This window comes from Paenibacillus sp. R-74696, from assembly GCF_055814915.1.
Genome location: NZ_JBPULM010000046.1, coordinates 248,327 through 260,569 on the forward strand (window position 1 = coordinate 248,327; position 12,243 = coordinate 260,569).

The 12,243-nt window shown below is 49.8% G+C and carries 14 protein-coding genes; 4 read left to right on the plus strand and 10 right to left on the minus strand.

Annotation, left to right across the window (positions count from 1 at the left end; genetic code table 11):
* Nucleotides 1-125: 125 nt before the first annotated feature.
* Both ilvN and ilvB read right to left on the minus strand, forming a co-directional pair.
* The gene (gene ilvN / locus ACSR9A_RS25655; protein ID WP_341278935.1) at nt 126-611 is read right to left on the minus strand and encodes an acetolactate synthase small subunit; all 486 of its coding nucleotides are present in this window, start codon (nt 609-611) and stop codon (nt 126-128) included.
* Complete coding sequence (ilvB, locus tag ACSR9A_RS25660) at nt 608-2,353, minus strand: biosynthetic-type acetolactate synthase large subunit (protein ID WP_473760644.1); 1,746 nt, start codon at nt 2,351-2,353, stop codon at nt 608-610. Before ilvB ends, ilvN begins: the two co-directional genes overlap by 4 nt.
* Nucleotides 2,354-2,861: 508 nt before the next feature.
* Between ilvB and ACSR9A_RS25665 the strand changes: the two genes are divergently transcribed.
* Nucleotides 2,862-3,308: a GNAT family N-acetyltransferase gene (locus ACSR9A_RS25665; RefSeq protein WP_473760645.1), complete on the plus strand. Its 447-nt coding sequence runs from the start codon at nt 2,862-2,864 to the stop codon at nt 3,306-3,308.
* Nucleotides 3,309-3,341: 33 nt separating this feature from the next.
* On the opposite strand, the gene ACSR9A_RS25670 is transcribed toward ACSR9A_RS25665, so the two are convergent.
* The 6 genes from ACSR9A_RS25670 to ACSR9A_RS25695 all read right to left on the minus strand — a co-directional run bounded on the left by ACSR9A_RS25670 (nt 3,342) and on the right by ACSR9A_RS25695 (nt 8,105).
* On the minus strand, nt 3,342-3,701 hold the full coding sequence (locus tag ACSR9A_RS25670) for a hypothetical protein (RefSeq protein WP_473760647.1): 360 nt from the start codon (nt 3,699-3,701) through the stop codon (nt 3,342-3,344).
* Nucleotides 3,702-3,892: 191 nt separating this feature from the next.
* Nucleotides 3,893-4,252 (minus strand): 50S ribosomal protein L20, encoded by a 360-nt coding sequence (gene rplT, locus ACSR9A_RS25675; protein ID WP_338552495.1) that lies wholly within the window; start codon nt 4,250-4,252, stop codon nt 3,893-3,895.
* Between the two features lie 50 nt (nt 4,253-4,302).
* A complete protein-coding gene (rpmI, locus tag ACSR9A_RS25680; protein WP_046232963.1) occupies nt 4,303-4,503 on the minus strand; it encodes a 50S ribosomal protein L35 in 201 nt (66 codons plus the stop codon).
* 20 nt (nt 4,504-4,523) lie between these two features.
* Nucleotides 4,524-5,105 carry a translation initiation factor IF-3 gene (gene infC, locus ACSR9A_RS25685; RefSeq protein WP_341283046.1) on the minus strand — a complete coding sequence of 194 codons (582 nt, stop codon included), beginning with the start codon at nt 5,103-5,105 and terminating at the stop codon, nt 4,524-4,526.
* A 240-nt stretch (nt 5,106-5,345) separates the two neighbouring features.
* The gene (locus ACSR9A_RS25690) at nt 5,346-6,584 is read right to left on the minus strand and encodes a glycosyltransferase family 2 protein (protein WP_341278939.1); all 1,239 of its coding nucleotides are present in this window, start codon (nt 6,582-6,584) and stop codon (nt 5,346-5,348) included.
* A 339-nt stretch (nt 6,585-6,923) separates the two neighbouring features.
* Nucleotides 6,924-8,105, minus strand: coding sequence for a glycosyltransferase family 4 protein (locus ACSR9A_RS25695; protein WP_473760649.1), 1,182 nt, complete (start codon nt 8,103-8,105; stop codon nt 6,924-6,926).
* A gap of 191 nt (nt 8,106-8,296) precedes the next feature.
* On the opposite strand from ACSR9A_RS25695, the gene ACSR9A_RS25700 reads away from it, so the two are divergent.
* Nucleotides 8,297-8,857 carry a phosphatase PAP2 family protein gene (locus ACSR9A_RS25700; protein WP_341278941.1) on the plus strand — a complete coding sequence of 187 codons (561 nt, stop codon included), beginning with the start codon at nt 8,297-8,299 and terminating at the stop codon, nt 8,855-8,857.
* A 227-nt stretch (nt 8,858-9,084) separates the two neighbouring features.
* On the opposite strand, the gene trmB is transcribed toward ACSR9A_RS25700, so the two are convergent.
* Both trmB and ACSR9A_RS25710 read right to left on the minus strand, forming a co-directional pair.
* Nucleotides 9,085-9,837 carry a tRNA (guanosine(46)-N7)-methyltransferase TrmB gene (gene trmB, locus ACSR9A_RS25705; protein ID WP_473760650.1) on the minus strand — a complete coding sequence of 251 codons (753 nt, stop codon included), beginning with the start codon at nt 9,835-9,837 and terminating at the stop codon, nt 9,085-9,087.
* Between the two features lie 167 nt (nt 9,838-10,004).
* Nucleotides 10,005-10,211 carry a hypothetical protein gene (locus ACSR9A_RS25710; protein WP_473760652.1) on the minus strand — a complete coding sequence of 69 codons (207 nt, stop codon included), beginning with the start codon at nt 10,209-10,211 and terminating at the stop codon, nt 10,005-10,007.
* A 450-nt stretch (nt 10,212-10,661) separates the two neighbouring features.
* Between ACSR9A_RS25710 and mnmL the strand changes: the two genes are divergently transcribed.
* Together mnmL and mnmM are read left to right on the plus strand one after the other, a co-directional pair.
* Nucleotides 10,662-11,633 (plus strand): tRNA modification radical SAM protein MnmL/YtqA, encoded by a 972-nt coding sequence (gene mnmL, locus ACSR9A_RS25715; protein WP_473760654.1) that lies wholly within the window; start codon nt 10,662-10,664, stop codon nt 11,631-11,633.
* Nucleotide 11,634: 1 nt separating this feature from the next.
* On the plus strand, nt 11,635-12,234 hold the full coding sequence (gene mnmM, locus ACSR9A_RS25720) for a tRNA 5-(aminomethyl)-2-thiouridylate-methyltransferase MnmM (protein ID WP_473760657.1): 600 nt from the start codon (nt 11,635-11,637) through the stop codon (nt 12,232-12,234).
* The last annotated feature ends 9 nt before the right edge of the window (nt 12,235-12,243 follow it).

A 12,243-nucleotide genomic window follows, 5' to 3' on the forward strand; every position in this document is an offset into this window, starting at 1 on the left:
TTTATTTTGACCCTTTTGAACGGGTGTTTAAGTAGAGAATGACGCGACTAGCCGCGGTTCTCCGCTTAAACTCCCGCTCAAAGCGGGGTGAATCCCTATTTTTCAGTAAAGCTTGCGTTCAAGCGTTAGCGGCTGTTGCCGCGGTTCAGCGCCGTTACACCGGTGCGGGACAGCTCGCGAATGCCGTAAGGCTTCAGCAATTCAACCATTGCATCAATCTTCTCGGTATCGCCAACAACCTGTACCATAACGGAATGAGTGCCAATATCCACAACTGCTGCGCGGAATGTTTCGACTACGCCGAAAATTTCCGGACGCGTCGCAGGCTCGGCGCTTACCTTAATAAGCGCCAGCTCGCGGGCAACAATAGGGTTAGAGCTAAGATGAATGACTTTGATAACATCAATAAGCTTATAAAGCTGCTTCGTAATTTGCTCAAGCGTCTGTTCATCGCCAGATGTGACGATGACCATGCGGGACAGGCCAACCTCTTCGCTCGTACCCACTGTGATGCTCTCAATATTGAAGCCGCGGCGGCCGAACAAACCGGACACACGCTGCAAAACGCCAGGCTGGTCGTTAACGATTACTGCGATTGTATGTTTAATCATTCCGCATCCCCCATGATCATTTCGTCGATCGTGCTACCTTGTGCGACCATCGGGTATACATTTTCTTCTTTGCGAACGACAAACTCCACAACGGCAGGACCAGGGTGACGCAGTGCCTCTTCCCATACTGCTTTTGCTTCTTCCTTGTTTGTCGCGCGGAAGCCTTTCACACCATACGCTTCCGCCAGCTTCACAAAGTCCGGGCTGCCCGAAAGGTCAATGTGGCTGTAGCGATTATCGTAAATCAGCTCCTGCCACTGGCGCACCATTCCCAGCACCTGATTGTTCAAAATAACAACCTTTACCGGGATCTTGTTGATTGCACAAATCGCCAGCTCCTGCGCACACATCTGCATGCCGCCATCGCCGTTGATTGAAATAACAAGGCGGTCTGGGTTCGCCATCTGAGCACCGATTGCCGAAGGGAAACCAAAGCCCATTGTTCCAAGGCCGCCGGAGGTTACCCATGAACGCGGCTTGTTGAACTTGTAAAACTGTGCTGCCCACATTTGATGCTGGCCAACGTCCGTTGTTACAATAGCATCGCCGTTCGTCGTCTCATGCAGCATTTCCACGACCCATTGCGGCTTCAGCTCATCTTCCGAATCCTTGTATCTGAACGGATATTGTGCTTTCGAAGCCAGCAGCTCAGCACGCCATGCATCCGCTTTGTCAGCACGCTTAGCCTGCAAATTCGCGATTTGCAGCACTGTCTTCACGTCGCCAACAATCGGAATATCGGTTGGCACGTTTTTGCCGATTTCGGCAGGGTCGATATCGATATGAATGATCTTCGCATGCGGCGCAAACCCAGACAGCTTGCCCGTTACTCGGTCATCAAAACGAGCGCCGATATTAATCAGCAAATCGGCCTTCTGAATCGATTTGTTCGCTGTATAGGTGCCGTGCATACCTGGCATGCCGAGGAACAAGTCATCTCCGCTTGGGAACGCCCCTAGGCCAAGCAGTGTTGTCGTAATCGGAATATCGGTTTTCTTCACAAACTCATGCAGCTCTTCATGCCCGCCGGAGTAAATAACGCCGCCGCCTGCAAGGATAAGCGGACGCTCCGCTTCCGTGATCGCTTTAATCATTTTGTCCACCTGCAGCTTGTTCGGCGATACAGTTGGGCTATAACCGCGAATGCTGACATCCGTTACCGGCTTGAACAGCGTCTTGTTAGCGGAAATGTCTTTCGGTATATCAATAAGAACAGGTCCTTTGCGTCCTGTATTAGCAATATGGAAAGCTTCATGAATAATACGGGCCAGATCATCTACATCCCGTACCAGATAGCTGTGCTTCGTAATCGGCATCGTAATGCCTGTAATATCAGCTTCCTGGAACGCATCGGTCCCAATCAGGCTCGATATGACGTTACCAGTAATGACAACCAACGGAACCGAATCCATATAAGCGGTAGCAATACCCGTTACCAGGTTGGTGGCGCCAGGGCCCGAGGTAGCAATACAAACCCCTACCTTGCCGCTTGCGCGAGCATAACCATCGGCTGCGTGAATTGCGCCTTGTTCATGGCGGGTAAGCACGTGGTTGAAATCAGAGAAACCGTGCATCGCATCGTAAATGTACAACACTGCGCCACCCGGATACCCGAATACGCAATCGACGCCTTCCAGCACCAAGCTGCGAAGTAAAATTTCAGAACCCGTAATTACTTCTGGCTGCCTCAGCTTCTCCATTAATTCTTCTTTTGACTTCAGTGTTGCATTTTGCGTGACCATCGGTCATCCTCCTCTCGAAAACAACAAAAAAACCTTTCGCTCCTCCTGCTTCTAGAAGAAGCATCGAGGGACGAAAGGTTTAACTTCCGTGGTACCACCCAAATTCGTTACACATCTTGCGATGTATAACCTCCACAGGTAAGAACGTGTGCGCACTGACCGTCCATACCTTTAGCACTGTAACGCGTGCCCTGCGATTTTCCCTAATAACCACTTGACGTGCTTTTCAGGAAAACAGCTCCGAGGTGAGCTCGTAGAAAAGGGGTTTTGGCGATGGTTGCAGCTGATCCATCCGCTCTCTGAGCAAAAGAGCCCTTAACACTTCGTCCTCATCATTGCTGATGACATATGTTTGAATAAGACTTTCTTTATTATAAGCTGACATCATTCGTTAGTCAAGAAGAAACCGTAACAGCATATTAGCAAAAATAGGGCGCACGGCACAGCCCCGCTTCATATATTAGAATAGCCACCCTTCGGCAAACTCATGCAGTCAGGAATGATCTTAATGATACGAGAGCGCAACGCCCGAACCGATGATGAAGAAATCATCAGACTCATCAAATCAGAGCTTATGCCATTATCATGGACGACTCATCAACATGACGCCACAGTCATACGCGAGCTGCCTCTGCGCCTTCGCCGCGGCGTAACCTATGTTGCAGCAGCAGGAAAAACAGCTGTGCCCTATGGCTTTATTCATTTTGAAACGGTGGGCGACATTCTGATGTTTTCCATGCTTGCCGTGCATCCCCAGCATCGCAACCGCTATTGCGGCACAAAGCTGATGGCAGCAGCCGAAGCTCATGGCATGGCAGCTTCCTGTACGATGGGCCGCCTGTTCGTTGATCAAATCAACGATAAGGCCCGCCATTTTTATACGAAGCTCGGATATCAGACCATTCGATATTATCCCGAGCTTCGCTGCTACGAAATGATCAAAGAGCTTACTTAATACTGAAAACAGCAGCCCTCTTCCACTTAATACTTAGTAGTAGCCGCCATAGTTGTAGCCTTGGTTCGGACAGCATTGGCCGCCGCCGTAACCGCCACCATAGCCACCTCCGTAACCACCGCCATAGCCTCCACCGTAGCCGCCGCCAAAGCCGCCACCGAAGCCTGCTCCGAAGAATGGAAGTGTGCCGATTGCCAGCAAATCAAACAGAACTAGAGGCAGCAGCGCCTTTGTTTTGACCGACTTGCCCTTGTCTTTGCCAATTGGCGCAAGCGTCAGCTTGTTGCCCTGGATGCGAACGAGCTTGCCCGTAACGACAGAGCCGTCCTTGCGTACTGCATAGATGGATTTGCCCGCGAGCTTACGCGCCTGCTCTTTGGTAATGTTACCCATGCAAAATCCCTCCTTTCCCGTTGTTCTTTAGTTTATTCAGGAAAGAAGCAGCCGCCTGTTTGTTTGTCCTCTGCCGCCGGAATTAGACGCTTAAATGTACACACCCCAATCGAAGCAAGGAACGAATAAGCTTTATAAATCATAATGAGGCTGCCCCCTAAGGGACAGCCTCATCTATAACGCTTCAGTTACTAAGCGTTGATTTTTTGTTTAGCCACGCCAGCAAGGGAGTTGAACGAAGCGAGATCGTTAACAGCCAGGTCAGCAAGGATTTTGCGGTTTACTTCAACGCCAGCAAGCTTCAAACCGTACATGAATTTGCTGTATGACAGTCCGTTAATACGAGCTGCTGCATTGATACGAACGATCCACAGTCTGCGGATGTCACGTTTTTTGTTGCGACGGTCGCGGTAAGCATACATCAAGGACTTGCCTACTTGCTCCTTCGCTGTTTTAAACAGGCGATGCTTCGAACCGAAATAACCTTTTGCCAGTTTCAAAATTCTTTTGCGACGACGAGTGCGGACAAATCCGCCTTTAACTCTTGCCATGAGTGTTGACCTCCTGAAAGTTTCTAATTAGTATTTATTGCAAAACGTGCTTATTTAAGATTGTTAAGACCTTGTTGCAGGCGTTTAACGTCGCCAGCAGCCATCAGTGGTTGACCAGCAAGAACGCGCTTCTGGCGTCCGGATTTGTGGGAAAGCAAGTGGTTTTTGTAAGCTTTATAACGCTTTACTTTACCAGTACCCGTAATTTTGAAACGGTCTTTCAGACTGCTGTGTGTTTTCATTTTAGGCATGTCAATTATCCTCCCTTAAATTAAGTGTTGCTTTTTGGTGCCAAAATCATAATCATGCTCCGGCCTTCCAGCTTAGGAGCGCGTTCTACGCTGCATATTTCGGCAACCTCTTGAGCGAGACGATCCAAGATCTTTTGACCAAGCGACGCGTGCGCAATTTCACGACCACGGAACCGGACAGAAGCTTTAACTTTATCGCCTTCACCCAAAAATTTCACAACATTGCGATATTTTGTTTGATAATCGTGCTCATCAATGTTTGCACGGAACCAAACTTCCTTAAGATCAACGATCTTTTGGTTTTTCCGAGCTTCTTTTTCTTTCTTTTGCTGCTCATAGCGGAATTTTCCGTAATCCATAATCCGGCATACCGGCGGTTTAGCCGTCGGTGCTACGTTCACCAGATCCAGGCTTAAGTCTATGGCCATTTGCAAGGCATCACGAATGGGTTTAATACCGATTTGCTCGCCTTCCGCACCAACTAAACGTACTTCTCTGGCCCGGATTTCATCATTGATTTGATGTTCTCTGCTAATAACGTGCCACCTCCAAAAGAGTATACTTGCATAATAAAAGGGATACAGGCTCAATTGAACCCGCATCCCATAACCGTTGTTTGCTGCTGTTCCCTTCATCTCACAAGGAGACACAAAAGATAAGCTTAGTCGATTATCGCAAACCGGTCAGCGCGAGCCGAAAGGTGAGAAGCGGGTGCTTCTGCTTGTGCGTTACAGTATTTCATCATTTGTTTCCTAAACACTACCGACTTACTATATCACAGCTGAAAGTGCAGTGTCAACACTTTTAAAGTCATATTGTGACCCTCTTACACAAATCCGGTTTTAAAGCTGCTTGCTCTGAACTTCCTCAAGCCGGATGACGCGGGTATGCTGCGTATGGCTCCACTTCTTGTTGTTTTGCGTAAAGAAGGCATGAACCGTAATTGGCCACCACGACAGGGTGAAAAGCAAGAACGTCGGAATGCGCAGGTACAGCTTCCAGTTTACTTTGGCCAAGTACATAGACAGCGGAATTTGAATGAAAATGTAAAGCATATACGGGATGGACACCCAAATCGGCAGCATATTGTAAACGGATGTTACCCGCTCTCCTCCCGAAAGGAAGATGTCGCCCCAAATGATAGCGGCTATAAAGAAGCCCGCGAGATAATTGTAAGCATTAAAGACATACAAAGCAGCGTCAATCTTCGTCCAGCTGCGATCCTTGATGCCCTGCCACAGCAGCGGCAGCATATGCTTGCGCGTTACATCAAAGTGGCCTTGCATCCAGCGCAGGCGCTGACGGGCAGAAGCTTGGAACGTAATCGGCTTCTCGTCGAATACTTTAGCTTCAAAGTTGAATTTCGGGTAAATGCCGCGCTTAATACAGCGAACGGTAAATTCCAAATCCTCAACAAGGCTCGTAGCTCCCCAGCCCATTTCCTGCAGCAGCTTGGAATCAAACACCATGCCCGTACCGCCGAGAAAGTTCGCAAGCCCTAGGTTCGTACGCGGCAGCTGCCATAGACGGTTACAGAACCAGTAGTTGATGGCATTAGCCGAGCTGACCCAAGAGTCATTCGGGTTTTTCGTATCCAGATAACCTTGTACAACCTGGAAGCCGTTGCACAGATCATTGTTCATATATTGCAGGAAGTCCGTTGCCACGAGATTGTCAGCATCGAAAATCGCAACGCCATCATAGCTGCGTGGCATTTGCCACAGTTCTTTAAGCATCCATTCCACCGCGAAGCCTTTACCGCGTTGGGTCGGATTTTCTCTAACGCAGGCGTATACGCCGTCATAGCTTTTTACAACGTCGACGGTTCCGTCTGTGCAGTTGTCGCAGATGACGAAAATATCGTACAGCTCGCGCGGGTATTTCATTTTTTGCAAATTCTCGATTAAGGCTCCAACTACTTGCTCTTCGTTATGAGCGGCGATCAACAAAGCGAAAGACTTTTGCGGCTTATGCGACAAATCCTCTTTTCTGCGATGCCATCCGAAAAACGTCAGAAACAATTGATACAGGCCAAGCATTGCAAATAAAATTTGCACAACAAACATAATTGAATTGAACATTTAGGTACTGCCCCCTTGAGACCCCTTTTTTTGATTTGCCAAATTGAGTGGCGCAGCCGACCAAGCATACGTTCATCGTTCAGGCGGTTATTTTATATCTCTCTTGTTTACGGGCGCTTTTCTGAAAGCGTCCCTGACCTTACTTGATTCTCCACACATTGCTTCCTTTTGTCAAAAGCTCAATTGAGCGTTTTCCAGCCGGAAAAGCGCTACCATGGTTAACCAATGACTGCATTACCTCCTTTTGCGGCGCGTCACCCTTATTTTCATCCATTTGCTGAATTTTTAGCACTTCTGACCTTACTTACGATAAAAAACGCGAAAATGTTTCCGTTAAATTTATCTCATAATGTGGCTGACTGGTGAACTCCCCTGCGCGGACTGCCACTCGCATTCCGCAAGAAGACCATCAAAAATCGTATCCCAAGACTTTCGGAGACTGAATAATCTTGCACTGATGCCCAAATTTCTTCTGCGCTCCTCATCCTCGTGCAGAAGCGCAAGTGCAGCAGCAAAGCTTGCCGGACTTCCCGCCTCGCACAGCATTCCGTTCAGTCCATGAGAGACGGAATCGAGCACGCCGCCCTTATTCGCACAAAGGACAGGTGTGCCGCATGCCATCGCCTCAAGCACAACATTGCCGAACGTTTCCGTCGCCGACGGAAATAGAAAAAGATCAGCAGCAGCGTACCACCTCTGCAGCTCCTCTGACGTTTGAAAGCCAAGGAAGGTTGCAGCTACGCCGCTTCTTGCGCATTGCTGCTGCAGCACCTCTGACGAAGGACCGTCACCCGCCAGCACCAGCTTTACTTGTGCATTAGTTTGCTTTTGGAATGAGGAGAAAGCCTCAATTGCTGTTTCGACATCTTTCTCCGGCGCAAGCCTTCCTGCATAAAAAACGACAAAACATTCGTTGTTTATGTCATGCTGCGCCAGCAGCTGCTCCCGGTTAACCCAGGGATGAAACAAGCTCGTGTCTATACCCCGGCTCCACACGGAAAGCCGCTCCGCATCCCATCCTTTCCTGGTCAAATCCTGCAGCGTAGATGTGGAAGGCACAAATATCTTTTTGCAGTCGTGATGAAACCATTCCATATACCTACTTAACATCTTTACCATCCATTGCAAATTATAAAACGGCAAATATTGATCAAAATTAGTGTGATAAGATGCGATCAGCGGAATTTGATGTCTGCGGGCATAATGAATGCCACATAAGCCAAGGTTGAATGGGGTAGCTACATGGATGAGGGTGGGGCTAAATTCATGCAGGGCATGGCGAAGATGCAGCGGATTCGGCAGCGCCAAGCGGCACTCCGGGTAGAGAAAAAACGGCAGGCTGGCAAAGCGCTCTACAGAGCTTGCCTGCATAGCCGCCTTGGAGTCAAAGATCGAGCGCTCCGGTGCCAGCACCAAGCACTCTACCCCTCTGCGCTGCAAAAAGGCTTTCCAGCGGCCAAGCGAACGGGCAACGCCATTTCGTTCCGGCTCATAGGTATCGGTAAAAAGCGCGAGTCTCATTCATACGCCTCCTTCGCCTTTACTCTTGAATGCTATCGGCTATTATTGTAAGGAAGGTATGTTATCGGGTAATCAACACAGTATGAACAGAACATTAATCTGGATTTTTACAAATTGTATGCGTACAGGGGCTCAAAACATGGTACTATCTTTAGAGTGGAAAACCGCCACACTTATACAGGAGGATTGGAATGAAACAATTGTTAGGATGGCTGAGAGTGCGCGAGCAGCAGCTCATTGTCTGGGCGAATAGCCGACGCGGACATAAGCGCCTGCACCGCTGGCTTGGAAAATGGCTCAGCGTCATTACACATATGGGAGGCGCGACGTTTACCCTGTCCAGTTCTCTGCTATTTGCTTTGATCGCTCCATCACCATGGAACGCAACCGGCTGGCAATGCTTCATAACCGTCGTCATTAGCCATCTCCCCGTTTTTGTAGTCAAACGCTGGTTCAAAAGGCTGCGCCCGTATCAAGCGCTTGAAGGCTTGACCACGAGCCACAAACCGCTTGTCGATTCGTCATTTCCATCCGGGCATACGACAGCGATATTCGCCTGGCTCATCCCAATCGTGCTTACGAGCGGCGTCCTGCTGGTCATTACGGTTCCAATTGCTGCGATTATAGGCGTTTCGGTAGGCTGGTCGAGGATGTATCTGGGGCTGCATTATCCTTCCGACGTTATTGTCGGCGCATTTATAGGCACGGTCACGGCATTCGCCGTACAATACAGCTGGGTTACTGCCATGTAACCTAGCTGTATTTGGCTTTTGCCCGTTTTTTACTACGGGGATTGTTAATTAATCGTTTGAGATGCTAGGGCGTGTCTGAAAACCCGTTCAGTGGCACCTTTCACCGCCTTTTCGCCCCCTGCTTCGTTCCGTTTGCTTGACGTACCCCCGGTACGCCTTCCCAAGCGCGCCTTGCATGGAACGAAAATTCGGCAAAATTTGCTGTCCTCAGAGTTCTCAGACATGCCCTAGTCTTCCGTTTCTGTATCCTCTTCGCTTTGCTCCGCTTCACGCTGGGCATTCGCCAGCTTGTTTTCGCGAAATTTCGCCAGCGCCGCTGAGCCAATTACAGCTTCCAGACGGTAGATCGGCTGGCCCTTGTCCATAAATTTCATCTCATATTCGGTAAATACAAGCTCCTCACGCGGCTCATCCTTGTGCAAATGCAGTGAAATGTTCCGAAGCTGAAGCTCCATCTCTGTAAAGCTGTTAAGCGAGAACTCAAACAGCGACATCGAATCGGTCTTAAAATGAATCTCTCCCCGCTTATTCAGCAGCTGGCCATATTTCGCCAGAAAACGCGGATGTGTCAGCCTACGGCGAGCATGCTTAGCTTTCGGCCAAGGATCGCTGAAATTCAGATGAATGCGCTCAAGCTCGCCCGGCTCAAACATCGTCTCTATTTGCTCGATATTCGCACGCAACAGCGCCAAATTAGGCGGATGACTAACGCCCTGCTCAGCCCAAATCGCATGCGCTTTCTCGCCTGCGCGGCGAATCAGCTCGTCATACATATCTACGCCAATAAAATTAATATGCGGGTTGCGCGCGCTCATATGGCTGATAAAACGGCCCTTGCCCATGCCAAGCTCCACATAAATCGGGTTATCATTGCCGAAAAAATCGCGCCATTTCCCTTTAAGCGGGGCGGCATCCAGAATAACAAGCTCCGGCTGTGCCTCCAGGCTTTCACGAATTCCTTTTCTTCCTCTTAATCGCATTGTATTTGAATCCTCCATTTAATAGCGGGCCTGCCTGAATCGCAGGCAACTCCCGCATATAAGCTAGTCCTTATTGTGCCTAAGATCGTCCTTATTGTAAAGCTGATAGCCAAAAAAAAGAACCGCAGGGTGGCCGCCCCCGCGGTTCTTCTACTAAATAGAGCGGCTCAGATCAGCAAGCGATAATCAATCGGAGCATTGGACTTATCAATTTCATACGTTTCTTCCAGCGCTTCATTCAGCTTCTTGCGCGCAGATACTTCAACATGATGATTATTGTGGAATCTGATACCGCTCAGCGCCATCAGCTCTTTAACTGTTAACTCTACCGTTACTTTCTCATCGCCATGTGGAATTCTAGTTTGCTCGCTCATTAGACATCACCTCATCGTTTAATATAACTCATTATTTCCAGACAAACGACATTGTATGACAATCGCTACGAATCAGCTATGTTAGGTTTTTTTGTTGCCATTTCACACTTTTAATATAACAGATCATGTAAGGTATAGCAAGCCTATTTTTCGTTTTCTTAAAAATAATTTCCAGTTTTCCGCATAGTGGAAACGTTTACAATCAGCCCATAATCGGGCGTGGCTTTCCGCCCGCTTTTTCGTTAAAATAGAGGGAGTGAATAAATGGCGGTGAGTAAGAATCTGCGCTGCGCAAGCGTAAACGGTAGAAAGCCGTCCTCTGGCGGTAAAGCTAACGTTTCGCGGTGAAATATAAGCGATGTATGAGGGGGAAACTTATACATTCTTATATTTTGAAAGCTCCGCTTCCCGATTTTTTCACCACCCTTTTTATAAGAGAAGGAGAACGGAATGAATTCATTAAAAGCAACAGCATTAGAACCGACCAATGACCCCCTGCTATGGGGCGATAAAAGATTTCATACATGGAACTACGAGATGCGCGAGCAATTCGGCGGCAAAGTATTCAAGGTCATGCTCGATGCCGGCTTTACTTGCCCTAACCGTGATGGCTCCATTGCCAAGGGCGGCTGCACCTTCTGCAGCGCGCGCGGATCAGGCGACTTTGCCGGAAGCCGGCGGGATGATCTCGTTACCCAGTTCAACAATATCCGTGACCGCCAGCATCAAAAATGGCCGGATGCCCAGTATATCGGCTACTTCCAGGCCTACACGAACACTTACGCGCCCGTAGAAGAGCTTCGCGAATATTATGAAGTGATTTTGCAGCAGCCCGGTGTTGTCGGCCTGTCGATTGCCACTCGCCCCGACTGTCTGCCGGATGATGTCGTCGATTATTTGGCAGAGCTCAATGAGCGCACCTACCTCTGGGTTGAAATGGGACTCCAGACGGTGCATGAATCGACCTCGGAGCTGATTAACCGGGCGCATGATACCGCCTGCTATGTTGATGCTGTAAAGCGACTGCGAGCACGCGGCATCCGCGTCTGTGCCCATATTATTTACGGGCTGCCGCAGGAAACGCATGAAATGATGCTCGATACCGGGCGCGCCGTTGCTGCCATGGATGTGCAGGGCATCAAAATCCATCTGCTGCATCTGATGCGCAAGACGCCAATGGTCCGCCAATATGAGGCTGGACTGCTGCGCTTTCTGGAGAAGGACGAATACGTCAAGCTAATTGGCGACACGCTGGAGTTTTTGCCGCCAGAGATGATCGTCCACCGTCTGACCGGCGATGCCCCTCGCGACCTGCTCATTGGCCCGATGTGGAGCCTCAAGAAATGGGAAGTGCTCAATGCGATCGATGACGAGCTGCGTCAGCGCGGCACTTGGCAAGGAAAGCTGTGGGTGAACAGCTAGCATGGGATTTTTATCGGTTCTCAGCATGGCGCATCGCTGGATGGCCGAACGGGCACAGCCCGGAGATACCGTCATCGATGCCACCTCGGGCGGCGGCGTTGACACGCTTGCCCTCGCCCGACTCGTCGGTGAACGGGGCAGCGTAATCGCCTTCGACATCCAGCAGGCGGCGCTTGACCGGACGCGGGAGCGGCTGGACGCAATACGTGCCGGAGGCAAGGAGAAGCTCGCGGATACGCAGCTTTTCCTCCAGAGCCACGAGCAGCTGGCGGATTGCGTTCCAGCCGCGCTGCATGGCCATATAGCCGGTGTCATGTTTAATCTCGGCTTTTTGCCTGGAGGCGACGAGTCGCTTATTACGCAGCCATCAACTACAATTGCTGCGCTGGAAGCTGCGCTTGCCCTGCTTCGTCCGGGCGGCGTCATTACATGCGTCGTCTATCCCGGTCATCCGGGCGGCGCCGAGGAAGCGCAAGCCGTGCAGCAATGGGTTGAAGCACTGCCAGATGAGGCAGCTGCTACCATGCTGTACCGGCAGCTGCACAAGAAGGCCGCACCGTATTTGCTTGGCGTAGAGAAAAAAGGCAAACGAGAAGCTTAAACTACTTAA